Source organism: Stenotrophomonas sp. ATCM1_4, from assembly GCF_004348115.1.
Lineage (GTDB): Bacteria > Pseudomonadota > Gammaproteobacteria > Xanthomonadales > Xanthomonadaceae > Stenotrophomonas > Stenotrophomonas capsici.
This window is the reverse complement of the sequence record NZ_QPFB01000001.1, coordinates 558,114-584,053: the sequence shown is the minus strand read 5'-3', so window position 1 is coordinate 584,053 and position 25,940 is coordinate 558,114. Positions and strand designations below refer to the sequence as shown.

22 protein-coding genes and 4 tRNA genes are annotated in these 25,940 nt (G+C 65.8%); 9 read left to right on the top strand and 17 right to left on the bottom strand.

The window, feature by feature from the left end:
* Positions 1-72: 72 nt before the first annotated feature.
* Entirely contained in the window at positions 73-324 is a 252-nt protein-coding gene (locus ATCM_RS02685; RefSeq protein WP_132862716.1) for a hypothetical protein, read from the bottom strand.
* Between the two features lie 158 nt (positions 325-482).
* Between ATCM_RS02685 and parE the strand changes: the two genes are divergently transcribed.
* Positions 483-2,372, top strand: coding sequence for a DNA topoisomerase IV subunit B (parE, locus tag ATCM_RS02680; RefSeq protein WP_132862715.1), 1,890 nt, complete (start codon positions 483-485; stop codon positions 2,370-2,372).
* A gap of 256 nt (positions 2,373-2,628) precedes the next feature.
* Here the strand turns inward: parE and ATCM_RS02675 are convergent, their stop codons facing one another.
* Together ATCM_RS02675 and ATCM_RS02670 are read right to left on the bottom strand one after the other, a co-directional pair.
* On the bottom strand, positions 2,629-3,750 hold the full coding sequence (locus ATCM_RS02675; RefSeq protein ID WP_132862714.1) for an inorganic phosphate transporter: 1,122 nt from the start codon (positions 3,748-3,750) through the stop codon (positions 2,629-2,631).
* Between the two features lie 13 nt (positions 3,751-3,763).
* Positions 3,764-4,390 carry a DUF47 family protein gene (locus tag ATCM_RS02670; protein ID WP_132862713.1) on the bottom strand — a complete coding sequence of 209 codons (627 nt, stop codon included), beginning with the start codon at positions 4,388-4,390 and terminating at the stop codon, positions 3,764-3,766.
* A 275-nt stretch (positions 4,391-4,665) separates the two neighbouring features.
* Between ATCM_RS02670 and ATCM_RS02665 the strand changes: the two genes are divergently transcribed.
* Together ATCM_RS02665 and ATCM_RS02660 are read left to right on the top strand one after the other, a co-directional pair.
* Positions 4,666-5,976: a hemolysin family protein gene (locus ATCM_RS02665; protein ID WP_132862712.1), complete on the top strand. Its 1,311-nt coding sequence runs from the start codon at positions 4,666-4,668 to the stop codon at positions 5,974-5,976.
* Positions 5,960-6,619 (top strand): exopolysaccharide biosynthesis protein, encoded by a 660-nt coding sequence (locus ATCM_RS02660; RefSeq protein WP_132862711.1) that lies wholly within the window; start codon positions 5,960-5,962, stop codon positions 6,617-6,619. Before ATCM_RS02665 ends, ATCM_RS02660 begins: the two co-directional genes overlap by 17 nt.
* A 64-nt stretch (positions 6,620-6,683) precedes the next feature.
* Here the strand turns inward: ATCM_RS02660 and ATCM_RS02655 are convergent, their stop codons facing one another.
* From ATCM_RS02655 to ATCM_RS02645, 3 genes are all read right to left on the bottom strand, one after another.
* Positions 6,684-7,676 carry an LLM class flavin-dependent oxidoreductase gene (locus tag ATCM_RS02655; protein WP_132862710.1) on the bottom strand — a complete coding sequence of 331 codons (993 nt, stop codon included), beginning with the start codon at positions 7,674-7,676 and terminating at the stop codon, positions 6,684-6,686.
* A gap of 188 nt (positions 7,677-7,864) precedes the next feature.
* Positions 7,865-8,620 (bottom strand): sulfurtransferase, encoded by a 756-nt coding sequence (locus tag ATCM_RS02650; protein ID WP_132862709.1) that lies wholly within the window; start codon positions 8,618-8,620, stop codon positions 7,865-7,867.
* A 26-nt stretch (positions 8,621-8,646) separates the two neighbouring features.
* On the bottom strand, positions 8,647-9,012 hold the full coding sequence (locus ATCM_RS02645) for a DUF6164 family protein (RefSeq protein ID WP_132862708.1): 366 nt from the start codon (positions 9,010-9,012) through the stop codon (positions 8,647-8,649).
* 61 nt (positions 9,013-9,073) lie between these two features.
* Here ATCM_RS02645 and ATCM_RS02640 point away from each other — a divergent pair, with 61 nt between their 5' ends.
* Both ATCM_RS02640 and ATCM_RS02635 read left to right on the top strand, forming a co-directional pair.
* Positions 9,074-9,505, top strand: coding sequence for an FKBP-type peptidyl-prolyl cis-trans isomerase (locus ATCM_RS02640; RefSeq protein WP_132862707.1), 432 nt, complete (start codon positions 9,074-9,076; stop codon positions 9,503-9,505).
* Positions 9,489-10,727: a TIGR03862 family flavoprotein gene (locus ATCM_RS02635; RefSeq protein WP_132862706.1), complete on the top strand. Its 1,239-nt coding sequence runs from the start codon at positions 9,489-9,491 to the stop codon at positions 10,725-10,727. Before ATCM_RS02640 ends, ATCM_RS02635 begins: the two co-directional genes overlap by 17 nt.
* A gap of 121 nt (positions 10,728-10,848) precedes the next feature.
* On the opposite strand, the gene ATCM_RS02630 is transcribed toward ATCM_RS02635, so the two are convergent.
* The 4 genes from ATCM_RS02630 to hemN form a co-directional block, all read right to left on the bottom strand.
* Positions 10,849-12,471 (bottom strand): FMN-binding glutamate synthase family protein, encoded by a 1,623-nt coding sequence (locus ATCM_RS02630; protein WP_132862705.1) that lies wholly within the window; start codon positions 12,469-12,471, stop codon positions 10,849-10,851.
* Between the two features lie 30 nt (positions 12,472-12,501).
* On the bottom strand, positions 12,502-13,791 hold the full coding sequence (locus ATCM_RS02625; protein WP_132862704.1) for a nucleotide sugar dehydrogenase: 1,290 nt from the start codon (positions 13,789-13,791) through the stop codon (positions 12,502-12,504).
* A 22-nt stretch (positions 13,792-13,813) separates the two neighbouring features.
* A tRNA-Leu gene (locus ATCM_RS02620) sits at positions 13,814-13,900 on the bottom strand.
* Between the two features lie 67 nt (positions 13,901-13,967).
* Complete coding sequence (gene hemN, locus ATCM_RS02615; protein WP_132862703.1) at positions 13,968-15,377, bottom strand: oxygen-independent coproporphyrinogen III oxidase; 1,410 nt, start codon at positions 15,375-15,377, stop codon at positions 13,968-13,970.
* Between the two features lie 196 nt (positions 15,378-15,573).
* Between hemN and ATCM_RS02610 the strand changes: the two genes are divergently transcribed.
* Both ATCM_RS02610 and ATCM_RS02605 read left to right on the top strand, forming a co-directional pair.
* A complete protein-coding gene (locus ATCM_RS02610) occupies positions 15,574-15,864 on the top strand; it encodes a hypothetical protein (RefSeq protein ID WP_132862702.1) in 291 nt (96 codons plus the stop codon).
* Positions 15,861-16,925, top strand: coding sequence for a 4Fe-4S dicluster domain-containing protein (locus tag ATCM_RS02605; RefSeq protein WP_132862701.1), 1,065 nt, complete (start codon positions 15,861-15,863; stop codon positions 16,923-16,925). The genes ATCM_RS02610 and ATCM_RS02605 overlap by 4 nt, the downstream gene beginning before the upstream one ends.
* 80 nt (positions 16,926-17,005) lie before the next feature.
* Here ATCM_RS02605 and ATCM_RS02600 read toward each other — a convergent pair.
* From ATCM_RS02600 to uvrB, 3 genes are all read right to left on the bottom strand, one after another.
* Positions 17,006-17,080, bottom strand: a tRNA-Val gene (locus ATCM_RS02600).
* Between the two features lie 116 nt (positions 17,081-17,196).
* A tRNA-Val gene (locus ATCM_RS02595) sits at positions 17,197-17,271 on the bottom strand.
* Positions 17,272-17,367: 96 nt separating this feature from the next.
* A complete protein-coding gene (gene uvrB / locus ATCM_RS02590) occupies positions 17,368-19,383 on the bottom strand; it encodes an excinuclease ABC subunit UvrB (protein WP_132862700.1) in 2,016 nt (671 codons plus the stop codon).
* Positions 19,384-19,541: 158 nt separating this feature from the next.
* Here uvrB and ATCM_RS02585 point away from each other — a divergent pair, with 158 nt between their 5' ends.
* Complete coding sequence (locus tag ATCM_RS02585; RefSeq protein ID WP_165931104.1) at positions 19,542-20,093, top strand: GspH/FimT family protein; 552 nt, start codon at positions 19,542-19,544, stop codon at positions 20,091-20,093.
* A gap of 47 nt (positions 20,094-20,140) precedes the next feature.
* A tRNA-Asn gene (locus ATCM_RS02580) sits at positions 20,141-20,217 on the top strand.
* Between the two features lie 154 nt (positions 20,218-20,371).
* Here ATCM_RS02580 and ATCM_RS02575 read toward each other — a convergent pair.
* Genes ATCM_RS02575 through ATCM_RS02560 form a run of 4 tightly spaced genes read right to left on the bottom strand, consistent with a single transcriptional unit; the run spans position 20,372 to position 25,929 of the window.
* Positions 20,372-20,803 (bottom strand): type IV pilin protein, encoded by a 432-nt coding sequence (locus ATCM_RS02575; protein ID WP_132866047.1) that lies wholly within the window; start codon positions 20,801-20,803, stop codon positions 20,372-20,374.
* Between the two features lie 13 nt (positions 20,804-20,816).
* Positions 20,817-24,413 (bottom strand): PilC/PilY family type IV pilus protein, encoded by a 3,597-nt coding sequence (locus ATCM_RS02570; protein WP_132862698.1) that lies wholly within the window; start codon positions 24,411-24,413, stop codon positions 20,817-20,819.
* Between the two features lie 29 nt (positions 24,414-24,442).
* Positions 24,443-25,006 carry a PilX N-terminal domain-containing pilus assembly protein gene (locus ATCM_RS02565; protein ID WP_132862697.1) on the bottom strand — a complete coding sequence of 188 codons (564 nt, stop codon included), beginning with the start codon at positions 25,004-25,006 and terminating at the stop codon, positions 24,443-24,445.
* The gene (locus ATCM_RS02560; protein WP_165931103.1) at positions 25,003-25,929 is read right to left on the bottom strand and encodes a prepilin-type N-terminal cleavage/methylation domain-containing protein; all 927 of its coding nucleotides are present in this window, start codon (positions 25,927-25,929) and stop codon (positions 25,003-25,005) included. Before ATCM_RS02560 ends, ATCM_RS02565 begins: the two co-directional genes overlap by 4 nt.
* Positions 25,930-25,940: the final 11 nt, after the last annotated feature.

The following is a 25,940-nucleotide window of genomic DNA, read 5'->3' as shown; positions in this document are numbered from 1 at the left end:
CAGGATGCGGCGAGATCAAAAAAAAGACGCCCCGGCCTGCGCCGGGGCGTCTGTCATCCAGCGGGAAACGCGTCAGCGACGGCGACGGGCTTCCTCTTCCTCTTCTTCACGCGGCGCCGACTGGTCGCCCTGCGCCCTGTCCTGGGCGGCAGCGGCGGCACGGCGCTTGGCCTTCTGCTCGGCCTCGCTCTGGGCCTTGTCTTCCGGCGCCTTCTGGGCGGTCTCGCCCGCCTTCGGCTTGCCGGCGTCCTGCGCCATCACGAAGGGAACCGCCACCACTACGGCAGCAACAGCAGCCAGAGCCAGCATTTTCGACGATTTCATCCGATTCCTCCTGGGAACACCCCGTCCGACGGGACCGGGCTCTTCTTGGACCGGGCATAGGATACCCCGATCCGGCTCGCCCGCCCCTGAATGCCCTGCGTGCAAAAATCGCCGGCAGACCGCAAACTCGCACGTCGCTTTGCGCCTTATCGAGATACATGAACGCCCGCTATAACGCCGCCGACATCGAAGTCCTCTCCGGCCTGGACCCGGTCAAACGCCGCCCCGGCATGTACACCGACACCGCGCGCCCGAACCATCTGGCGCAGGAAGTCATCGACAACTCGGTCGACGAAGCCCTGGCCGGCCACGCGAAGACGGTGGAAGTCACCCTGTTCAAGGACGGCAGCTGCGAGGTCAGCGACGACGGCCGCGGCATGCCGGTGGACATCCATCCGGAAGAGAAGATCCCGGGCGTGGAGCTGATCCTGACCCGCCTGCATGCCGGCGGCAAGTTCAGCAACCGCAACTACACCTTCTCCGGCGGCCTGCACGGCGTCGGCGTGTCGGTGGTCAATGCGCTCTCCAACCTGGTGGAGATCCACATCCGCCGCGAAGGCAGCGAGCACCGCATCACCTTCCGCGACGGCGACCGCGCCAGTCCGCTGGAAGTGGTCGGCAGCGTCGGCAAGAAGAACACCGGTACCCGCCTGCGCTTCTGGCCGGACCCGAAGTACTTCGACACCCCCAAGTTCAACGTGCGTGCATTGCGCCACCTGCTGCGCGCCAAGGCCGTGCTGTGCCCGGGCCTGACCGTCAAGCTGACCGACGAAGCCACCGGCGAAGTCGACACCTGGTATTACGAGGATGGCCTGCGCGACTACCTGAAGGCCGAGCTGGGCGAGCGCGAGATGCTGCCGGCCGAGCTGTTCACCGGCAGCCTGAAGAAGGAAACCGAAGTGGTCGACTGGGCCGTGGCCTGGCTGCCGGAAGGCGAGCTGGTCCAGGAGAGCTACGTCAACCTGATTCCGACCGCCCAGCACGGCACCCACGCCAACGGCCTGCGCACCGGCCTGACCGAGGCGCTGCGCGAGTTCTGCGACTTCCGCAACCTGCTGCCGCGCGGCGTCAAGCTGGCCCCGGAAGACGTCTGGGACCGTGTGTCGTTCGTGCTGTCGCTGAAGATGACCGACCCGCAGTTCAGCGGCCAGACCAAGGAGCGCCTGTCCTCGCGCCAGGCCGCCGGCTTCGTCGAGGGCGCCTCGCATGACGCCTTCAGCCTGCTGCTCAACCAGAACGTGGAGCTGGGCGAGAAGATCGCCCAGATCGCGATCGAGCGCGCCAGCGCGCGGCTGAAGACCGAAAAGCTGGTCACCCGCAAGAAGGTCACCCAGGGCCCCGCCCTGCCCGGCAAGCTGGCCGACTGCATCAGCCAGGACCTGTCGCGCACCGAGCTGTTCCTGGTGGAAGGTGACTCGGCCGGCGGCAGCGCCAAGCAGGCCCGCGACAAGGACTTCCAGGCCATCCTGCCGCTGCGCGGCAAGATCCTGAACACTTGGGAAGTCGCCTCCGGCAGCGTGCTGGCTTCCGAGGAAGTGCACAACCTGGCCATCGCCATCGGCTGCGACCCGGGCAAGGATGACCTCACTGGCCTGCGTTACGGCAAGGTGGTGATCCTGGCCGACGCCGACTCCGACGGCCTGCACATCGCGACCCTGCTGGCAGCGCTGTTCCTGAAGCACTTCCCGGCCCTGGTCGATGCCGGCCATGTGTTCGTGGCGATGCCGCCGCTGTTCCGCGTGGACGTGGGCAAGCAGGTGTTCTACGCGCTGGACGAGGAAGAAAAGCGCGCGATGCTGGACAAGATCGAGCGCGAGAAGATCAGGGGCCAGGTCAGCGTGACCCGCTTCAAGGGCCTGGGCGAGATGAACCCCTCGCAGCTGCGCGAATCCACCATCCACCCCGATACCCGCCGGCTGGTGCAGCTGACCGTGGACGACAGCGAAGCGACCCGCTCGTTGATGGACATGCTGCTGGCCAAGAAGCGCGCGGCGGATAGAAAGGGTTGGTTGGAGAGCAAGGGCGACCTGGCCTCGCTGGAAGTCTGATCGCCGTTTTCATCCAAGAGCGCCGGGATTGCATCCCGGCCTGCGAAGCCCGCCACCATGGCGGGCTTTTTGTTGGCCGTTCCAGCCGCCCGCCGGCGGCGCGACCCCACATTCCGCTGCGAGCTTGCCAGGCAAGCCTCATTCCCTCCCCTTGGCTTCGCCAAGGGAAGGCGCCGGGATCCGGAGCAAATGCCGGAAGCAGAAAGGCCCGCCATTCCTGGCGGGCCTTCGCACTTCTTCGTCGATCAACGACCGATCAATTCCAGCCGATCAACGCGAACAGCTTGAGGATCAGATAGGCACAGCCACCGGCGGCCGGGATGGTCAGGATCCAGGCCCAGATGATGCGCTCGATCACGCCGATGCGCAGCGACTTCGGGTTCTTGGCGAAGCCCACACCCATGATCGCGGTGGAGATGCTGTGCGTGGTCGAGACCGGCATGCCGAAGTGGGCAGCCAGGGTCAGGATCGTCGCCGAGCTGGTCTCCGCGGCGAAGCCGTGGATCGGGTGCAGCTTGACCATCTTGTGGCCCAGCGTCTTGATGATCTTCCAGCCGCCGGAGGCGGTGCCGGCAGCCATCACCACCGCACAGGTCAGCACGATCCACATCGCGATGCCGTCACCGGCATGCGCGTCCGGGTGCATGAAGGCCAGCCAGGACGGCAGGTCGTTCAGCGCGCCGGTCGCTTCGGCACCGATCAGGGTCATGGCGATGATGCCCATGGTCTTCTGCGCATCGTTGTGGCCGTGGGCGAAGCCCATGTAGGCCGCCGAGACGATCTGCGCCTTGCCGAAGAAGGCATTGACCCAGCGCGGACGGGCCAGGCGGCCAAGCACGCCACCGGCGCGCGCCATGCCGGCGATGATCGCCCACAGCAGGCACATCACCACGATGCCGAGCAGGAAGCCCGCCACCGGCGAGGTGATCATCGGCACGAACACCTTCCACAACAGGCCCTTGTTCTGCGCCCAGTCGCCGACGTTCTTGGACCAGATCAACGCGTCCCAGTTGTTGTGCGCGGCCGCCAGGCCGGCACCGCACAGACCGCCGATCAGCGCGTGCGAGGACGAGGACGGCAGGCCTTTCCACCAGGTGATCAGGTTCCAGACGATGCCGCCGAGCAGCGCGCACAGGATCACCTGCGGGGTCACGTCGACCACGTCGGTATTGAGCAGGCCGTTGGCGATGGTCAGCGCCACCGCGGTGCCGGTCAGCGCACCGATCAGGTTCATGCCTGCAGCCAGCATCACCGCCCAGCCGGGCGAGAGCACCTTGGTCGCCACCACGGTGGCGATGGAGTTGGCGGTGTCGTGGAAGCCGTTGATGAACTCGAAGACGAGCGCTGCCAGGATCACCACCAGTACGAGGGTGAGCATCTACCCGCCCCCGTCAGCTGTTTTTCAGCACGATCTGGTAAACCACCACACCGGCCTCGCGGCAACGGTCGATGGCCTTTTCCAGGATCTCGAAGAATTCCTTCAGCAGGAACATCTGCAGGTTGTCCAGGCGACCGGAGTAGATGTCGCGGTACAACTCCAGCATCAGGCGATCGGCTTCGTTCTCCAGCGCACGCAGCTTCTCGTTGAGCGCGGTCATGCGGTCCAGGTTCATGTGGCGCAGGTCGTTGACCATTTCCACCACCACCCCGGCCGCCTGCTCCAGCATCGCCGCGCGCGGCGCGAAGTCGATCTGGTCCAGGTGCTGCACGGCCAGCGAATAGCGATCGGCGAACTTCTCGATCTGCTTGGGAATCTTGTACAGCGCCGAACCCAGCGCTTCGATGTCCTCGCGCTCGATCGGGGTCATGAAGCTGTCCACCAGCGCCTGGCTGATCTTGTCCGAGGCGGCGCGCTCGCGCAGACGGGCGAGCTTGAAGGCATCCAATGCCGGCTGACGATCGGCTTCGCGCATCATCCCGTGCAGCGCCTTGGCGCTGTCATAGGCGGCCTGCGCGGCCTCGTCGAGGTAGGTGTAGAACTGCTTGCCGGAGCCAAAGATGGTCTGCAACGAAAACATGGGGAACCTATTCGCCGTCGCGGGAGGGACGGCACCGGGGGCGAATTATGACGACTAGATGGCAATCAGGGTATTCCCGCGTCCCACCTGAACGAGAAATGTGAACACGGCGTTGCCGCGAAAGGGGCCCGGTTTGCTACTATTCGCCAGCGCCTTCACGGCGCACCCTATGGACGACGACCCTTATCCCCCGCCGCCGCGCCGGATCCCGCTCCTGAGCGCCCGCCGCCATCGCATGCACCCGCCCTCCCTGCCACCAACCCGGGGAGACGCCCGTGTTTGAACTGATCATCGTACTTGCCCTGATTCTTGTGAACGGGTTCTTCGCCATGTCCGAAATGTCGGTCATGACCTCGCGCAAGAGCCGCCTCAAGCAGCAGGCCGCCACCAGCAAGCGCGCCCAGCGCGCACTGGAACTCTCTGAAAAACCAGAGAATTTCCTGTCCACGGTGCAGATCGGCATCACCCTGATCGGCATCCTCACCGGTGTCTACGGCGGTGAATCGATCGGCCTGATGATCGCCGGCTGGCTGCATGAGCTGGCCCCGGGCTTTGCCTATTCCGATTTCACCGGCAAGGCGCTGGCCGTTGCCCTGATCACCTATCTGACGCTGATTTTCGGCGAACTGGTCCCCAAACGCCTCGCCCTGACCCGCTCGGAGAACATCGCCGGCTTCGTTGCGGTGCCGATGAGCTGGCTGGCCCGCATTGCCGCTCCCGGCGTGTGGCTGCTGTCGCGTTCCACCCAACTGGTGCTGCGCGTGCTCGGCCTGGGCAAGACCGAGTCGGCGTCGGTCACGGAAGAGGAGATCCGCATGCTGGTGGCCGAGAGCCACGAGGCCGGCGTGATCGACACCCATGAGCGCGACATGATGAACCGCGTGATGCGCCTGGGCGACCGCACCGCCGACAGCCTGATGACCCCGCGCAACCGCATTGCCTGGCTGGACACCACCGCTGCACCGGAGAAGAACCTGCAGGCGATGCGCGACCATGCGTTCTCGCGCTACCCCGTCTACCGTGGCCACGACCAGGACATCGCCGGCATCCTCGAGGTGAAGTCGCTGGTGACCCGCCTGGACGGCGGCAACGGCTCGCTGTTCGAGAACCTGCGCGAAACGCTGTACGTGTCCGAATCCACGCATGCGATGAAGCTGCTGGAAATCTTCCGCGAGGAACACCAGTCAATGGCGCTGGTCGTCGACGAGTACGGCGAAATCCAGGGCCTGGTGACCATTTCCGACCTGATGGGCGCCGTGGTCGGCCGCCTGCAGGCGGCCGAGAACACCGACGACGACGCGCTGGTGGTGACCCGCGCCGATGGCTCGCTGCTGGTCGACGGCTCGCTGCCGGTGGACGACCTGCAGGAGCTGATGGACGGCGCCAGCCTGCCCGACGCCGAGGATGGCGACTACTACACCCTGGCCGGCATGTGCATGCACTATTTCGGCCGCATCCCCCACGCCGGCGAGTTCTTCGACTGGGCCGGCTGGCGCATCGAGATCGTCGACCTGGACGGCGCCCGCATCGACAAGCTGCTGCTGCACCGCCTGCCGGAAGAAGATGCCGATGACACCACCGGCTGAGCAGGACGACCCGGCACTGGACAACGCCTACCAGAACGAGGGCATCCGCACCCTGCTGGGGATGTTCGAGAAGGGTGACCCGGCCGAGCAGCTGTCGCTGGGGCAGGTGCTGCACGGATTGGAACAGAGCGCCTTCGGCATGTTCCTGTTCATCGCCATCCTGCCCGCCTTCATCCCGATCCCGGGCATTGGCGGCGCGGTCAGCGGCCCGCTGGTGCTGCTGATCGGGTTGCAGTTGATCATCGGCCTGTCGCGCCCCTGGCTGCCGGGCTTCATCGCCCGGCGCGGTCCCAGGCGCGGCACGATGCACAAGTTCCTCAACCGGATCAGCCGCCCGCTGCAGCGCCTGGACCGGATGCTCAAGCCCCGCCTGCCGCTGCTGATCGACCCGCTGCCGGCACGGATCCTGACGGGCCTGCTGTTGATCCTGACCGGCATCCTGCTGAGCCTGCCGATCCCCTTCACCAACTATCTGTTCGGCTTCCAGCTGCTGTTGTTCGCGCTGGCACTGATCGAGCGCGACGGCGCGTTGATGCTGTTCAACTGGATCGCCGCCATTGCCGGCGGCGTGTTCTTCGGCATGGGGTCCGGGCAACTGGTGAGCGGCGTGCTGGAGCTGTTCCAGCGCTGGACCGGCGGCTGAGCGCCCTGCTGCAGCACCTGTAGGGGTTTATCGGCTTCGCGGCCGAGGCCGCTCCTGCGCTGCGTCAACGATTGACTTCGGTCCAGGCCTGCATCGCCAGCTCGAACGAACGCAGCCGCGCGCGGTGCTCGAAGATGTTGGCGGTCACCAGCATCTCGTCCGGGCGATGCCGCTCGGCGAAGGCCTTGAGCCCTTCGGCCACCTGCGCCGGATCACCCAGCACGGTGCAGGCCAACGCCCGCTCCACGCCCGACTTCTCGTGCGGCTCCCAGAACGCCTCGATGTCGTCCAGTGGTGGCGGAATCAGGCCCGGGCGACCGCGACGCAGGTTGACGAAACTCTGCTGCTGGGTGGTGAACAGCCGGCGTGACTCCGCCTCCGACGCGCTGGCAACCACGTTCAAGGCGAGGATCACGTAGGGCTGCGACAGGCGTGCGGACGGGCGGAACTCGCGGCGATAGATTGCCACCGCCTCGTCCATGGCGTCCGGCGCGAAGTGTGAGGCAAAGGCAAACGACAGGCCCATGACCGCCGACAGGCGCGCACTGAACAGGCTGGAACCCAGCAGCCACACCGGCACCTCGACGCCCGCGCCCGGTACCGCGCGTACGCTCTGCCCCGGCTCGGCCGGCTCGAAGTAATGCAGCAGCTCGGTGACATCCTGCGGGAACTGGTCGGCGCTGTCGAAGTAACGGCGCAGCGCCCGCGCGGTGGCATGGTCGGTGCCCGGTGCACGGCCCAGTCCCAGATCGATGCGGCCGGGATACAACGACGCCAGCGTGCCGAATTGCTCGGCCACCTGCAGCGGGGAGTGGTTGGGCAGCATGATGCCGCCGGCGCCGACACGGATGGTCGAGGTCCCACCGGCCACATGACCGATCAGCACCGAGGTCGCCGCGCTGGCGATGCCCGGCATGTTGTGGTGCTCGGCCAGCCAGTAACGGCGATAGCCCCAGCGCTCGGCGTGCTGGGCCAGGTCGAGCATGTTGGCGAAGGCCTGGCGCGGGCCGGCGCCTTCGCAGACCGGCGCGAGATCAAGGATGGAAAGGGGGATCATGGTGCGGCTTCCAAAGACGATGCACGCAACATGGGGGAGCTGGATCGATTAAGGAACAGGCGAAGCCTGAACGCTGTTTTCCGCAGAACTCCCCTGCCCTGCCGCTTCAGGTGTACGCCCGCAGGGAAATGCGCCTGCCCGGAGCCGGCCTCGCCGCGCCGCTACCGGCCAACGGCCGCCAGGACGTCTCAGGCGGCCTGGCCGGCGTCGTGGTCGACCAGCGGCTGCAGCTGCGGGTCCAGCGCCACGCGTTCGTCGAACACGAAGCAGCGGCCGTCGTAGCCTTCGCCACCCACTTCCTCGAAATAGCCCAGGATGCCGCCATCGAGCTGCAGCACGTTGTGCATGCCGTCGTTCTGCATCCACAGCGCGGCCTTCTCGCAGCGGATACCACCGGTGCAGAAGCTGACCACGGTGGCGTCGGACAGTGCATCGCGGTGCGGCGCCAGGGCGGCCGGCAGGTCGGTGAACTTGGCGATCGGCAGGGTCAGCGCGCCGGCGAACGTGCCGTGCGCGAACTCCTGCTCGTTGCGGGTATCGAGCATCACCACGCGCTTGCCATCATCGTCATGGCCCTGCCGCAGCCAGCGCTGCAGCGTGACCGGGGCCACGCTCGGCGCGCGCGGGTAGTCCAGCGGCTGTCCGTCGTCGCGGCGGAAGCTGATGATCTCCGGCTTGACCTTGGCCTTGAGCCGCGCGAACGGCTGCATCTGGCTGTAGCTGTACTTCACCCGCATGCCGGCGAAACGCGGTTCGGCGGTGAGCTGCGCATAGAACGCATCGATGCCTTCGCCGCTGCCGGCCAGGAACAGGTTGATGCCCTCTTTCGCCACCAGGATGGTGCCGCGCAGCGCCAGCGCCTCGGCGCGCTCGAGCAGGGTGGCGGTCAACGCCTCGGCATCGGCCAGGGCAACGAAATGGTAGGCGGCGGTATTGACGATCATAGCCGTATTGTAACGGCCGGCCGGGTTCAGCCGCGTAGCAGCATGAATGGCAGCAGCACCAGCGCAGCGGCCGCCAGCATGCCCAGCAGCACCAGGATCACGTACAGCGGGCGCTGCCTGAACAGGGAGCCAAAGGTTTCAGCGGTGCCATCGCGCAGCGCTGCCTCACGCTCGCCGCGCACCCGTCGCGAGCGCTCGGCCTGGTAGTCGGCCATCAACGCCTTGGCACGCGGATGGTCGTCGTTCTCGCGCAGCCAGATGCCGCCATGCGAGATCCCCCACGGGCTGGGTTCGGTGCGGTACCAGGCGATGCCGTTGCGGTCGAGCAGCTCGCCGACTTCCTGGCGTTCGTCCTGACCGACATTGCGCAGATTGAGTAGCAGTTTGGCCATCGCGCCATGATACCCGGCAGTGATGCGCTACCCTTGCACGCCCTTTCCGCCGGAGCCCGTCATGCGCCGTCTGTTCATCCCGCTTCTGCTGTCCCTGCTCGCCGCTGGCTGCACGCCTCCGGAGCCGCCACCAGGGGGCAGCATCGCCACGTTCGAGCGCATCGACACCCAGCCGGGTACCGGTGCCGAAGCGGTGCCCGGCACCAAGGTCACCGTGCATTACACCGGGTGGCTGTACGACGAACGCACCGCCGACAAGCATGGCGAGAAGTTCGACAGCTCGCTCGACCGCGGCGAACCGTTCGCCTTCAACCTGGGCGAGAAGCAGGTCATCCGCGGCTGGGATGAAGGCGTTGCCGGCATGAAGGTCGGCGGCAAGCGCACGCTGATGATCCCGGCCGAGTATGGCTACGGCAACCGTCGCACCGGGCCGATCCCGGCCGGCTCCTCGCTGGTCTTTGATGTTGAACTAATTGATGTCCAGCCCCGCTGAAAAACACGCCGTGGTGATCGGCGGCGGCCCGGCCGGGCTGTTCGCCGCCGAGCGGCTGCGCGCCGCCGGCCTGCAGGTAGACCTGTACGAGACCAAGGGCTCGCCGGGACGCAAGTTCCTGATCGCCGGCAAGGGGGGGCTCAACCTCACCCATTCCGACCCGCGCCCGCTGTTCGACAGCCGCTATCGCGAACGGCAGGCGCAGGTTGGCCGCTGGCTGGACGGCTTCGATGCCGAGGCCCTGCGCCATTGGGCGCAGGGCCTCGGCGTGGATACCTATGTAGGCAGTTCCGGGCGCGTGTTCCCGGTGGACCGCAAGGCCGCGCCATTGCTGCGGGGCTGGGTGCGCCGCCTGAAGGAACAGGGGGTGCGCTTCCATGTCCAGCACCACTGGCTGGGCTGGAATGGCGACGGCAGCCTGCGTCTGCGCAATGAGGACGGCGAGATCGGCGTGCACGCCGATGCCACCGTCCTGGCGCTGGGCGGCGGCAGCTGGCCGCAGCTCGGCTCCGATGGCGGTTGGACGGCGGTGCTGCAGCAGCACGGCGTGGCCGTGGCACCGCTGCAATCGGCCAATTGCGGTTTCGACATCGACTGGAGCGTGCATTTCCGGCAGCGCCATGCCGGTGCACCGCTCAAGCCGGTGATCGCGCATTGGCCGGACCTGCAGGGCCAGCCGCAGCAGCTTCAGGGCGAGTGCGTGATCAGCGAGTACGGCATTGAAGGCAGCCTGATCTATGCACTGGCAGCCGACCTGCGCGAGACGCTCAACCGGCAGGGCCGGGCGCAGCTGGAACTGGACCTGGTCCCGGGCCGCGAGGAAGCACGCCTGCTCGCCGACCTCGGCCGGCCGCGCAAGGGCCGCAGCTTCGGCGAGCACCTGCGCCGTGCGGCGGGTCTGGATGCGGTCAAGGCGGGGCTGCTGTTCGAAGTGCTGGGCAAGGACGCCGGCAATGACCTGCACGCGGTGGCGCGTACGCTCAAGCGCCTGCCGCTGCGCCTGCTGCGCCCGCGCCCGATGGCAGAGACCATCAGCACGGCAGGCGGTGTACGCCTGGAAGCCATGGACGACGGGCTGATGCTGACCGCCCTGCCCGGCGTGTTCTGCGCCGGCGAGATGCTGGACTGGGAAGCCCCGACCGGCGGCTACCTGCTCACCGCCTGCTACGCGAGCGGGCTGCGCGCTGCCGAAGGCGCGATCACCTGGTTGGCGCAGCGGTAAAGCGCAATACGCGGACGCCATCCCGGCCTGCCGGGAGCACATCGTCGCGAGCGCGCCGAGCCATGCGCGACGATGCTCTCCCGGTAGTACCGCAGCGGAGCATGGCTCCGCGCTGCCGGGGTCAGCGTTCCTTGCTTGCGCGCAGCGCGGCGATGCGCGAGGGCGGGTTGAACGAATCGCTGCGTGCATCGGCCCAGTAGTCGCGGAACACGACATGCTCCGGCACCTTGTTCAGCAGTTCACCCGGGGGCAGATAGCGGTACAGGCTGGAAAGCGAACGGATCTCCACCGGCGACACGCGGCGCAGGATGTGCTCCGGGCCCAGCTCGGACGGATCGTTCAATCCGGCCGCGCCCAACAGGTCGCGCAGCGCGCGCAGGGTGTTCTCGTGGTAACGGAACACGCGTTGCGCCTTGTCCACCGGCTCCAGGTGCCGCCAGCGGCTGGGATCCTGGGTGGCGATGCCGGTCGGGCACTTGTCGTTGTGGCAACTCAGCGACTGGATGCAGCCCAACGCGAACATGAAGCCACGCCCGGCGTTGCACCAGTCCGCACCCAGCGCGATGGTGCGCGCGATCTCGAACGCGCTGGTCACCTTGCCGGCAGCGCCCAGGCGCACGCGGTCGCGCAGGTTCAGGCCCACCAGCGTGTTGTGCACCAGGATCAGGGCTTCGTTCATCGGCACGCCGACGTGGTCGATGAACTCGGCCGGCGCCGCACCGGTGCCGCCTTCGGCGCCGTCGACGACGATGTAGTCTGGCAGCAACCCGGTTTCCTGCATGGCCTTGGCGATGCCGAACCATTCCCACGGATGGCCGATGGCCAGCTTGAAGCCCACCGGCTTGCCGCCGGACAGCTCGCGCAGCCGCGCCACGAACTGCAGCAGCTCGACCGGCGTGGAGAACGCCGAATGCTTGGATGGCGACACGCAGTCCACGCCCATCGGCACGCCACGCGTCTGCGAGATCTCGGCACTGACCTTGGCCGCTGGCAGCACGCCACCATGGCCTGGCTTGGCGCCCTGCGAGAGCTTGATCTCGATCATCTTGACCTGCTCAAGCCGGGCGTTCTCGATGAAGCGCTCCTCGCTGAAGCGGCCATTCTCGTCACGGCAGCCGAAGTACCCCGAGCCCAGCTCCCATACCAGGTCGCCGCCCTGTTCGCGGTGGTAGGGCGAGATCGAGCCTTCGCCGGTGTCGTGGTAGAAGTTGCCCAGCTGCGCGCCCTTGTTGAGCGCGCGGATCGCGTTGGCCGACAGCGAGCCGAAACTCATCGCCGAGATGTTGAACACGCTCGCCGAATACGGCTTGGCGCAATCGGCGCCGATGACCACGCGGAAATCGTGGTGCGGGATACTGGTCGGCGACAGTGAATGGTTGATCCATTCGTAATCCACCGCGTAGGCACTGCGCAGCGTGCCGAACGGCACCACGTCCATCTCGTTGCGTGAACGCTGGTAGATCAACTGGCGCTGCTGGCGCGAGAACGGCACGTCCTCCAGGTCGCTCTGCACGAAGTACTGGCGGATCTCCGGTCCGATCGACTCGAAGCCATAGCGGAAATGCGCCAGCACCGGATAGTTGCGCCGCAGGACACTGCGGCGCTGCAGCACATCCCAGGTGCCGAGCACCGACATCAGGCCAAACAGGGCCACGCCCCAGTACCAGGCAGGCCACTGGCTTGCCAGGGCCAGCGATACCGGCAACAGGATCAGTGCCAGCACATAAACCAGATAACGATGCATTACCGTCCTCGCGGTCGGGGATGGCGGATTCTACAACCGGTCGTCCACTGCCTGCCGGGGCCAGGCCGATTTCACGTCGTAGACCACCACGTCCGGCACACCCAAGGCACGGATGGCGTCGACATCCAGTTCACGGAACTGCCGGTGCGCCACCGCCAGCACCACCGCGTCATATGCGCCGGCCGCGGGTTCATCGGCCAGCGTCACCCCGCCCATGTCGTGCGCGCCGCGCGGATCCGCCCATGGGTCGAAGGCATCGACCGAAGCACCCGCCGCGGACAGCATCTGCACCAGGTCCAGCGCGCGACTGTTGCGCAGGTCCGGACAGTCCTCCTTGAAGGTGACGCCAAGCACCAGCACGCGCACACCGGACAATGCCTTGCCCTTGCCTTCGAGCAGCAACCGCACCCGCGTGACCACGTGCGCCACCACGCGGTTGTTGACCTGGCGCGCGGTATGGATCAGGTCCGGGTGGTAACCCACGCTCTCGGACTTGTGCAGCAGGTAGTACGGGTCCACGCCGATGCAATGTCCGCCGACCATGCCGGGGCGGAACGGCAGGAAGTTCCACTTGGTGCCCGCCGCCTCGAGGACATCGAGGGTGTCGATCTCCAGCTTGTCGAAGATCAGCGCCAGTTCGTTGACCAGCGCGATGTTCACGTCACGCTGGATGTTCTCCACCACCTTGGCCGCCTCGGCCACGCGGATCGACGGCGCCGGCCAGGTACCGGCGGTGATGATCCGCCGGTACAGCGAATCGACCACGTCGGCCGCTTCACGGGTGGAACCGGCGGTGATCTTGCGGATGTCCGGCAGACGCCGCTGGCGGTCGCCCGGGTTGATCCGCTCGGGACTGTAGCCGCAGTAGAAGTCCTCGTTGAAACGCAGCCCCGAACCCTGCTCCAGCAGTGGCACGCAGACTTCCTCGGTGGTCCCCGGGTACACGGTGGACTCGTAGATCACCAGGTCACCGCGCTTGAGCACGCCGGCGATCAACGCGCTGGCGCGCCGCATCGGCTCCAGGTCAGGCTGCTCGTAGGCGTCGATGGGCGTGGGCACGGTGACGATGTAGACGTTGCGTGGTGCCAGCGCGGCGGCGTCGGCCGTGTAGCGGGCATGCACGCCCGCGGCCAGTTCATCGTCTTCCAGTTCCAGCGTGTGATCGTGCCCGGCCTGCAGCTCGGCCACGCGTGCGGCATCGATGTCGTAGCCCAGCACATCCAGCGTCTTGCCGAACTCCACCGCCAGCGGCAGGCCCACGTACCCCAGGCCAATGATGGCGATCCGCGGCTCGGCCGCAGCAGTAATCCGGGCGCTCATGCCGCTCCTGACAATACGAAGGTGGTGCCCGGGGCGGGGATCGAACCCGCATAGCCTTTCAGCTGAGGGATTTTAAGTCCCTTGCGTCTACCAGTTTCGCCACCCGGGCATCGCGATAGCGTGCCTGATCCGGCCGCAATTGTGAATTGCGGCCGGCGTGGCGGGCGGCGCCGGCATCAGATCGCGCGTGAATAGCGGGCCGGTTGCTGGGGCGCCTTCAGGTAACGGTCAAAGCACATCGCGATCAGGCGCAGCAGGGGGCGCCCCTGGCGCGTGGCGGCCACCACGCCATCCCGGCAGCTGGCCAGCCCGTCCTGCTCCAGGCGGCGCAGCGCCTGCAGCTCGTCGGCGAAGTAGCGGTCAAAGTCCACGCCATGGCGACGGCCCAATGCACGTCCGTCCACCCGGCCATGGCACATCAGCTCCTGGATCAGCGCCGCGCGCAGCACATCATCTGCATCCAGTTCCAGGCCACGCCAGACCGGCAAGCCTCCCGCTTCCAGGCGCGCCTCCCAGTCCTTGAGATCACGCGGGTTCTGGCTGTAGCTGTTGTCGATGCGGCTGATGGCGCTCACCCCGAGCCCCAGCAGGTCGGTGTCGGCGTGCGTGGTGTAGCCCATGAAATTGCGATGCAGGCTGCCCGCCCGCTGGGCGCGCGCGAGATCCTCTTCCGGCAGGGCGAAATGATCCATGCCGATGTACTGGTAGCCTGCCGCCGACAGCCGTTCCACCGCCAATCCCAGCAGGGCCAGCTTCTGGTCCGGATCGGGGAGGTCGGCATCGAGGATCTGGCGCTGCGCCTTGAACATGTGCGGCAGGTGCGCGTAGCCATAGATCGCCAGGCGATCCGGACGCACGGCCATCACGGTGTCGAGCGTGCGCCCGAAACCGGCCAGCGTCTGCTTCGGCAGGCCGTAGATCAGGTCCACGTTGACCGAGCGCATGCCGCTGTCGCGGCAGGCCTGGAGGATGGCCATCGTGTCATCGACGCCCTGCACGCGGTTGATGGCGTGCTGCACGTCCGGATCGAAGTCCTGCACGCCAAGACTGGCGCGGTTGAAGCCCAGCGCCGCCAGTCCGGCGATATCGGCCACGCTGACCGAACGGGGGTCCAGTTCGATGGAGAAATCACGCTCGGCGCGCGGGCTGAAACGAAAGCGTTTTCCTAGCCCTTCCAGCAACCGCTGCAGCTGCGCCGGCTCCAGGAAGTTGGGCGTTCCGCCGCCGAGGTGCAGCTGGATGACTTCGCGGGCCGGGTCGAACAACGGCGCGGCGCGGTCCGCCTCGCGCAGCACCTGGTCCACGTAGTGCTCGCCCTTGCTGCGGTCACGGCTGATCACCCGGTTGCAGCCGCAGTAGAAGCAGGGGCTGGTGCAGTACGGGACATGCACGTAGAGCGAGAGCGGCCGCGCCGAGGTGTTGCTGCGTGCGATGGCGGCCTGCAGCTGCGATTGGCCGTAGCCGTCATGGAAGTGCGGCGCCGTGGGATAGGAGGTGTAGCGCGGCCCAGGACGATCATGCCGGCGCAGCAGTTCCGGGTCGAAGGTCCAGCCCAGCGGGTTCAGCAGTACGGGATTCGTGTCCATGGCGCCTAGGATCTGCCAGCCGGGCTGGCCGCGCCTTGAGCCAGATCAATCCGGCCGCGGCCCATGGCTTGATCCAGATCAAGGCCTTCGGCGCGATCGCCTTCTAGGCTGCGGTCCTCGTCATTGCGCCCATCCATCGCGTACCCGCCTCCCCCACGGGCGCGCGGCACCGGCCCCGCTCCTCTCTCCGGAACCCATGAACGACATCGACCCTGCGCCGCCTTCATTACGCCCTGCCGCACAGCAACTTGGCGCGGTGCTCTGGCCCAGCTTCTTCGCCGCCGTGGTCGCCGCTGCGCTGTTCTTCTCGGTGGTAGACCCCCTCAAACTGGCCGCCATCAGCCTGCCGCAGCACGGCATCAGCCGCGAACTGGGCTACACCATCGGCTTCCTGCTGCTGTGGCTGGCCACCGCCTCGGCCAGCGCCGTCACCGCGTTGTTGCTGCGCCCGCGCAGGGATGCCGACGACGGAAGCGCCTTCGAATGAGCCTGTCGCAAGGCAAGCGCGCCCGCACCGCGCTGCGCACGGCCGTCGCGCTGGCGCTGCTGGCCGCGTTCTACCTGCTGCCGTGGCTGCGGCTGGACGGCCAGCCGATCCTGCTGCTGGACCTGTCGGCGCGGCGGTTCCATCTGTTCGGGTACAGCCTGCAGCCGGAGAACGCCCTGCCCCTGTTCTGGCTGGTCACCGCGGCCGCCGCATTGCTGTGCCTGGTCACGGTGATGTGCGGCCGGCTGTGGTGCAGCCATGTCTGTCCGCAGACCGTGCTGACCCGGGTATTTCGCACGCTCGACCAGCTCACCGCCTTCGATGGCCCGGCCGCCCGCTTCGGGCCGGCGCTGCGGCATGTGCTGTGGGCCGCCATCGCCCTGTGGACCGGCATCAGCTTCGTCGGCTACTTCAGCCCCATCGGCGGCCTGATCCATGACCTGACGCATTTTTCGCTGGGCATGTGGGAAGGCTTCTGGATCGTCTTCTACGCATTGGCCACCTGGGCCAACGTGGTCTACCTGCATGAACAGGTTTGCAGCCACCTGTGCCCCTACAGCCGCGTGCAGCACCTGATCACCGATGCACGCACGCCCACCGTCCGCTACATCGCCGCGCGCGGCGAGCCGCGCGGCCCACGCCCACACGGCGGCCCGAGCGTGCTGCATCGCTCGCGCGGGCTGCTCGACCCGGTGACCGCCAACGACTACGTGTTTCGTGCCGCCCATCCGGCCATTGCCGGCGCCTTGCCCAAGTTCAACCCCGAGCACCTGGGCGACTGCACCGATTGCGGGGCCTGCCTGCAGGCGTGCCCGATCCGGCTGGATATCCGCAATGGCCATTCCAGCCATTGCATCGAATGCGGCGCCTGCGAAGACGCCTGCGACGAGGCGATGGTGCTCCAGCATTTCCCCGAAGGTCTGATCCGACGCATGGCGCCGGAGCCGGAGCCGGACGGCAGGCAGCCCCCGCCCGCGCTGCGCGTCAAACCCCTGCTGTTCACGGCCGCCATGCTGGTGGCACTGGTACTGACCATCGTTACCGCCGGGGCGCCGTACTGAGGTTCACCCCCTCCTGGAGGGCAGACACGAAAAAGCCGGCCCAAGGCCGGCTTTTCTGTTTCCACCCCCGCTGCGGGGAGTGGTGGGCGGTACAGGGTTCGAACCTGTGACCCCTACCATGTCAAGGTAGTGCTCTACCGCTGAGCTAACCGCCCCTTTCGCAACACGCGTGCATTGCGGTGGTGCTGCCCGCACCGGGGTACTGCTTCAACAAAAAAGCCGACCCGATGGCCGGCCTTTTTGGATGTCCACTCGACCCGATTCCGGGGAGTGGTGGGCGGTACAGGGTTCGAACCTGTGACCCCTACCATGTCAAGGTAGTGCTCTACCGCTGAGCTAACCGCCCGTCGCTGCAACAATTCACCGTTGCGAGGGCGCGTATCTTAACCAACCCGGCCCGGTTGGACAACCGTTTTCTGCAAAAATCTTCACGCTGGCCACCTCAGCCCAGATTGGCCTCCTTGAGCTTGTGGATCTGGTCGCGCACCCGGGCCGCGTCCTCGAACTCCAGGTCGCGGGCATGCTGGTACATCTTCTGTTCCAGCTCCTTGATCCGCGCCGCCAGTTTGCCCGGGTCCATTGGCAGGTAGTCGGCCTCCGGCTCGGCCACGCGACGCCCCTTGCCCTTGACGCTAGACTTGGCCGAACCCTCCTCGTGCGCCCCTTCCAGGATGTCCACGATGGGCCGCGCCACCGAGCGTGGCACGATGCCGTGCAACTCGTTGTACTCCACCTGCTTCTGCCGGCGACGGTCGGTTTCGTCGATGGCCGCCTGCATCGAGCGGGTCATCTTGTCGGCGTACAGGATCGCCTTGCCGCGCACGTTGCGGGCGGCACGGCCGATGGTCTGGATCAACGAACCGGTCGAGCGCAGGAAGCCCTCCTTGTCCGCGTCCAGGATCGCCACCAGCGATACTTCCGGCATATCCAGGCCCTCGCGCAGCAGGTTGATGCCGACCAGCACGTCGAACTTGCCCAAGCGAAGGTCGCGGATGATCTCCACCCGCTCCACCGTGTCCACGTCCGAGTGCAGGTAGCGCACCCGGATGCCGTGCTCGCCCAGGTACTCGGTGAGGTTCTCGGCCATGCGCTTGGTCAGCGTGGTGACCAGCACGCGGTCGCCCATCTTGATGCGCGCATTGCACTCGGACATCAGGTCATCGACCTGGGTGCCGACCGGGCGGATCTCCACCTGCGGATCGATCAGGCCGGTCGGGCGCACCACCAGCTCGGTGATCTCCTCGCCGGATTCGCGCAGCTCGTACGGGCCAGGCGTGGCCGACACGTAGATGCTGCGCGGCGAGCGCGCCTCCCATTCCTCGAACCGCAGCGGGCGGTTGTCCAGCGCCGAGGGCAGGCGGAAGCCGAACTCCACCAGCGTTTCCTTGCGCGAGCGGTCGCCCTTGTACATCGCGCCGATCTGCGGAATGGTGACGTGCGATTCGTCGATGACCAGCAACGCGTCGGCCGGCAGGTAGTCGAACAGAGTCGGCGGCGGCTCGCCGGCAGCCTTGCCGGTGAGGTGGCGGGAGTAGTTCTCGATGCCGTTGCAGTAGCCGACCTCGGCCATCATCTCCAGGTCGAACTGGGTGCGCTGCGCCAGGCGCTGCGCTTCGACCAGCTTGTTCTGCGCGTACAGCAGCTCCAGCCGCTCCTTCAGCTCGACCTTGATGGTCTCGATCGCCGCCAGCACGCGCTCACGCGTGGTCGCGTAGTGCGTCTTGGGGTAGATGGTGTAGCGCTGCATCCTGCGCAGGCTTTCCCCGGTGAGCGGGTCGAACATGCTCAGTTGCTCGATCTCGCCGTCGAACAGCTCGATACGCACCGCCTCGCTGTCCAGTTCGGCCGGGAACACGTCGATCACCTCACCGCGCACGCGGAAGGTACCGCGCTGCAGTTCGTACTCATTGCGGGTGTATTGCAACTGGGTGAGATGCTTGATCAGGTCACGCTGGTCGATGCGCTCGCCCTTGGACAGGATCAGGCGCAAAGACAGGTAGTCCTCGGGCGCACCCAGGCCATAGATCGCCGAAACGGTGGCCACCACGATCGCGTCCGGTCGCGACAGCAGCGTCTTGGTCGCGGCCAGGCGCATCTGCTCGATGTGCTCGTTGATCGAACTGTCCTTCTCGATGAAGGTGTCCGAGGCCGGCACGTAGGCCTCCGGCTGGTAGTAGTCGTAATAGCTGACGAAGTACTCCACCGCGTTGTGCGGGAAGAACGCCTTGAACTCGCCGTACAACTGCGCGGCCAGGGTCTTGTTCGGCGCCATCACCAGCGTCGGCCGCTGGATCTGCTGCACGACGTTGGCGATGGTGTAGGTCTTGCCCGAGCCGGTCACGCCCAGCAGCGTCTGCTTGGCGATGCCCGCTTCGAAATTGGCCACCAGCTTCTCGATGGCGGCAGGCTGGTCACCGGCCGGAGCGTAAGGCGATATGAGCTGGAAGCTGTCGGACATCGGGAGGCCTTGCCTGCGTGGACTGCCCAGTATAGCGAGCGCCGTGATGACGACCCGGCAGGGACTAACCTCAAGTTCAGGGGCCAGCTCCCCCGAGTCCCGGCACACGCACACCCATGCAGCATGGGACGACCCGATCAGCACGGAAGCCCCGCCCCATGATGGGTCAACAACGTGTCAGCCACCCCGCCAGCAGGGGCTTTTCCCAGATCGAAACACTCGCATGCATTGTCGTGGCCTCCTTGTTGGCAGCGCTCGCCGCGCCGGCAATGAGCGGGCAACTTCGTCATTCCCGGGCAACGGCGTTGCAGAATGCCCTGGTGGGGCATCTGCATCTGGCCCGCCAGACTGCGATCTGGCAGCGCAAACCCACCCTGCTATGCCCCTCCGTGAACGGGAAGCAGTGCACGACAACCCGAAACTGGGCGGAGATCTGGCTGGTCTTCACCGATCCTGACGGCAACCGGCAGCCTGACCTTCCCACCGACATCATCCGGACTGGCAGACAGCCCGCGCCAGCAACCCTGAACCTGAGGAGCAGCGCTGGTCGGAGTCGGGTCCGCTACCTCCCCGACGGCCGCAATGCGGGCTCCAACCTGACCCTTTCGATCTGCACCACCACAGGCCAGCTGCTCAGGCAGGTGGTCGTCAACAACAGTGGGCGCGTCCGCAATGGACGGATCATCGAGGGAGCAACCTGCCCGCCCTGAACGGGGAGTTGCGCGGCCGGGCCGTGCTGAGTAGAATGCGCGTCCCCGCCCGAATAGCTCAGCCGGTTAGAGCACTTGACTGTTAATCAGGGGGTCGTTGGTTCGAGTCCAACTTCGGGCGCCAGATCAAGAAAACGATAAAGCCCGCCGCAAAGCGGGCTTTATCGTTCCTGCGTCTGCGAGAAATGGACGCCATGCTTCCCGACGCAAGGGCACCGTTTCCTGCAACAAAAAAACCCGCCGGTTCCGGCGGGCTTTTTGGGGAATCGTGCGGCGCATCACCAGCAATCAGCAACTGTCGCCGTTCCGCTCTTCGTGCGCACCCCTTGCGCATTGACCGTCAACGTCCCGCACTTGGGATCCTTCTGGCTCGACGTCGGCACCGCCTGCAGGATGTAGGCACGCGCGGTCGGATCCCCTCCCTGGAAGCCTACCTGGTAGAACGCCGCCAAGTCCGCGTCACAACGCGGAGCCGGTGCACCGACATACGTCAGATTGGTTGTGTAGTAACGCTCCATCGTCTGCGCATGCTGCTGCAGGCAGCCTGCCACGGCCGTACGACGCGCCTTGACCACGTACTCCCGGTAGTTGGGATAGACGATGGCTGACAGGATCGCGATCACCGCGACCACGATCATCAACTCGACCAGCGTGAAACCCGCCGCCCGGCCCCTACCTGCAAGCACCGCCCCCCGTTGTGCACGAACCATCTTGTTCACTCCCTTAGTTCCCGATCAGTTCGCGCCAGGAAACGCGCTTGATGTTGCCGTTGTTGGTATTGGTCTTGGTCTTGTCGTAGGTGCCATCGTCAAGACTGGTATACATGTTGTCACCGATGAAGATCGGATTGTTCGGGCTGCTGCCGTAACCGATGCCCGATACCGGCACGCCATCCAGCGAGTCCTTGCTGTCGATCACGCCATCGCCGTTGGCATCGAAGAAGCCGCCGGACAGGCGCCCACCCGTGAACGGATCGATCGCCATCGTATAGCCCTTGCCGGTCGGGCTGCACACATCCGCTGAATCCGGGATGCGCGTGGTGCCGATCAGGGTCAGGCCCTGGAAGAAGTTCGGCACCACCATGCGCTCACCTGCCGCAGTACCCGAGGACGGAAGCAGGTTCATGTACCAGCCGTCCTCACCCGTCGTGGCCACGCGCTCGATGACACGCACGTCGTAGCCGCCGACCTTGCCTTCGTTGAGGACGCTCACCTGCTTCAGGCCGCCCGCCCCGGAAATGGTCGAACCCTTGTCGATCAGGCCATACCAGGTCTGCACGTTCTTGTTCGCGCGGTCCGCCGAATTCAGGTAACGCCCCGTACCGTAGAACACCCAGGTCTGCAGGGTCTTGGGGTTCACCGCGACCAACGGGGCCGCCGTGATGGGCTTGGTGGCCCCTGCCGCAAACAACAGGCTGGCGGTTCCCGTCGACAGCTTGAAGCGCCACATGTTGCCCTTGAGGTCACCGGCATACACGGTATCGACCAGGCCGTTGCCTGCAGCGGACCAGGCGTTGATGCCGGACAGGCCATTGTCGCTGCCAGTCGCCGTGGAAATGGTGGACATGCTCCCGTTGGACATGTTGATCACCACCAGCTTGGCGATCCCGTCACTGCTGTTCGGGCCGTTGCCCAGCAACACCTTCCACTGTCCGTCAGCCACCTGCGAAACGATCGGCTGGCCCAGGTTGTTGCCCAACGCTACATCGTTCACTTCCCACATCAGGGTGGGCGATGCCGGGTTGGTCACGTCCAGCGCGAAGACGGTCTTGCCGCCACGCCCCATGGTGCCGACCAGCGCGGTACGCCAGTTCGCACCGTCATACCAGTCCGCCGCGGTCATGGCACCGTCAACCGTATAGGTATGCTCGTAGGCCGGGTCGGTGTACTTCAACGCACCACTGAGCTTGGCCATGCCCTCGGTGGGAACGAATGCAAACAGTTCCTTGCCACTGCTCGCATTGAACGCATGCAGCATGCCGTCGTTGGCACCCACATACACCACCGGAGTACGCGTGGCCTGGACGGAAGCAAACGATGCGTAGTTGCTGGAACCGGTAAAGGTGCTCTTCATGTACAGACGGCTGTTGGGCGCGCCCACATACACCGGCTGCGAATTCACGATGTCGCCCAGCAGGCTCAGGCGGTTACGGAAAGTCCCGCCGTTGCTCTTCTCACCGGAACGATCACCGCGCAGATAGTTCACCACCGCCGCGGACAGGCCGTTGACGGAACCCTGGAACGCGGCAAGCGATCCCCCATTGTTGTAGAAGATCTTGCGCGCGTTGGTGGTGGCGTTGGTCGGCCCCCAGACCGGGAACTGGTCAGCGGCGGACCAGGCCTGCGTCAGTGCACCGGTGGTGGCATTGACGTCATAGGCATACAGGCGCCCCGCCCACTCACGATTCTGGCCGGTGACGAACTGCGCCTGGAACGTGCGTGCACCGGCATCCAGCTTCGTCGAGTTGCTGGCGAACGAGCTCGCCGAGCCCTCCGCCTTCTTGGCGATCGACTCGAAGGCCTGGCGCAGGCTGGCCACCATCTTGTCGGCCTCGCTGGCCACGTAGAAGTTGTCCGGGCGCGGGTAGCTGTTGACGGTGCTCGTCACGCCGCCACCTGAACCACTGGTCAGGTAGTCGGTATTCGTATGCCACCACGACTCCTGCAACGCCTTGGTCGTCAGCGGATCGAAACCCAGTGGCACGTCGAAGCCACCGTACTTGGCGGTGAGCCAGTACTGGTTGGCGGTCTTCGGCTCCAGGATCTGGTTCTCGCGCACGTCCACCCAATAGGTCGAGAGCGTCTGCTTCCCGGTGGTGTTGGGCTTGGCCAGGTCATCCGGACGGATGTCGTTCGTATTGGCGTAGTACGCCAGGCCCGCGATGAAGGCCGAGTTGCCACGACCACTGAAACTGGAGGCATTGGCCTTGGTGGTAATACCTTCCAGGTCAAAGATCTTCTGCGTGTACTTGACCGCCAGGTCGTAGTCCTTGTCCGGCGTATTGGGAATATCGCGGTCTTCGTGGGTGTTCACGTCGCCGATGCCCAACGCCGCGTTCACCTGGCAGGAGTACCGGATCGGATCGTCCCAATCGGTGATGACCGGGAAACCGTCGGCATAGGTGTAGTTGATGTTCCGGGTATAGGCATCGATGTTGCCCTGCCCACGGAAGTAGCGCAGCGCCGCGTAGTACAGCTCGCTCACCGGGTCATTGCTCTTCGGTGCAGCGGTCGTCATCTGGCCGAACTTGTTCAGGTAATTGATGACACCGCTGTCCTGGATGCCGGTGGTTGCGGTGGCACTTGCATCGTCCGGGTCGGGATTACGGCGCAGCACGCCCGTGGTGGAATCCCATTCCGCGTTCGCGTTCACCAGCGTGCCGACTTCCGGGTAGTAGCTGTTGGGGCCGACGAACTTCTGGCGTGCACGCATCACGCCGCCATTCCGGGTGTTCCCCGACTCGTTGAGGAAGCCGAAGATGCTGTACCGGATGCGCTTGGAATACTCCTGGATCAGGCCTTCAGGCTTCCAGCCCTGCGAATACTGGACGCAATTACTCTCCAACCCCGCACTCGCATCGCAGACCTTCACACGCACACTGACTTCATAGACGGTGCCGGCATCACCGTTCTTGCCCGTGGTGAGGGTATGCACCGCCGGGTTGTAGGGCACCGGCGTGGCACCGAGATCGCCGCTGGAAGTGAAGCGCATCTTGTTGCCCAGCCCTGCGATGCGGATCTTCAGGCTGTTCCACTGCGCACCGGTCAGGTTGTTGACCAGGGTGGCATTGGTGGACGACGCGGGGATGGTGCGGTCCGGATACAGACCCGAGCCGTGGTGGCGCGCCTTCTCCAGAACCGTCGTGGTCGGGGTATCCACCACGCGGTACCCACCGGTAAGCCCGGAGCGGAACGGGTCGATGGTCTGGGTGGCCGCCCAGTTCATGTAATTGCCGCTCCACTGCTTTGCAGTGGCGCAATTGAACGAAACCGCCGCACCGACAGGATAGAAGTAGCGGTCCGTCTCGGTGGCACTGTAGTTGTACAGATAGCACTTGGCCGGATCGAAGTAACCCGAATACCGGCGCGACGTGTCGTAGTTGCCGATGTTCGCCTGGCTGATCAGGGTTGGATATTCCACCGACGGCACCAGCACCAGGTTGCCTGGCACGTCGCTGCCCACGTACATCGGTGACTGGGCGATCTCCACGGCCGGCGCCTGGGCCGAGCACAAGGCGGCGAACAGGCCGATGGCGAAAGCGCCAAATCGACTGCTCAACGAACGCGGCTGGACGATTGTTTCGATGGATGTCGTTTTCATGATCTTTCAGAGTCCCAGGACGACGGTACTTACTTGACCGTGATGTTGGATTGCAGGACCACAACCGCGCGATCCGTGACGGCGGCCGGATCATGGCTACGGGCGACGATGCGGTAGAACGACTCGAGCGTCACGCCACCACCGCCACCGTACTGGTTGGCGTTGGCGCTCTGGTTCTGCTGCAGCTCGTCCGTGCTTTCGCGTTGGCCGAGGTATTGGACGTAGTACTGCGGGCGCCCCGCCGCCAGCGTCTGCGTGGCCGTACCGTTGATCCAGCCCGCCCCGCCGCCGCTGTAGGTGTTGGCCGGCGGAATGGGGCACGCCGTGGCCGGATTGCTGCAGTCCACGCCGATCGTGCTCCCCGCCACAACCGCCGCCCGGACGGCGACCTCCGCCTCGCGCAATGCCGATTCGGCGGACTGGAAGGCCAGGCTGCGGTCATACATGTTGCCGCTCATACGCTCGCGCAGCAGCGTGCCGCGGATGCTCGCCAGCCCGATCAGGGTGATGACGATCAGGATGATCAGGACCACCAGCAGGCTTGCCCCCCCCTGCCGCACCGCGTACCCGCGCACGCGCTTGTTGATGTTCATTGCGCACGACTCCTCAGGGTGACCACGTACTCAAGCTGGCGCGACAACGGCGTGTTGCCCGTCCCCACCGCGCTGTCGCTGTTGACGGTGAAAGTGATCCGTATCGACGTCACGTCCTGCCAACCCGCCACCGCGCCGGCGCCGACGTAGTCGGTCGTCGCCGGATCCTGCAGAAACGCCAACTGCATGTCGTTGACACCTTCAACCATTTCCTCGCGGGCAGCTCCATTGAGCACGCGGAACAACGAACGGCCACCGCGACCGTTGTCAGCCACGAACCAGCGCACGCCATTGAGCCTGCTGATCACGGAATTGCGCGGGTAGATATACGCAGGTGCGGACGCGTTGCACGGCGCAGGCAGCACATTGAGGCTGTTGCTGCAGTTGCCACCGTTCGAATGGCTGACGCTGGTCGCGCTGGTCGCACCCGCCCGGAACACCGCCAGCTGCTTGGTGTCGCAGACCATCAGCACGTCATTGGCCGCAAACCTGCTGCCGTTGTCGACGGTGAAGGTCGTGCCCGCATGTGCGCTTACATTGGCGATATCCGAGCCGACGAGCAGCAGCTGCAGCGCGTCGGTCCCGGCGGTGGAGCCGGACAGCGAACCATTGTCGTAGCCACGCACCGGCTGCGACCAGGTGCTCCACCAGTTCGTCCCGCCGAGGTCAGCCACATTGGCGACCGGCAGATCGATGTCGCACGGGTTGCCGCCGGCCTCGCGGATGTCCCGGGCCATCATCTCGAATCCGAACTGCATGTTCTCCTGCACCTTGCCCAGCCCATCGGTGGTCCGATACGCCTGCTGGCTGGAGAGGAAGATCATTGCCACCGCACCGAGCACGACCAGGCCGATGATCAGCGAGATCATCAGCTCGATCAGCGTCATGCCGGCCATCCCCGACCGCGACTGCATCTTCTTCATTGCACGTATGC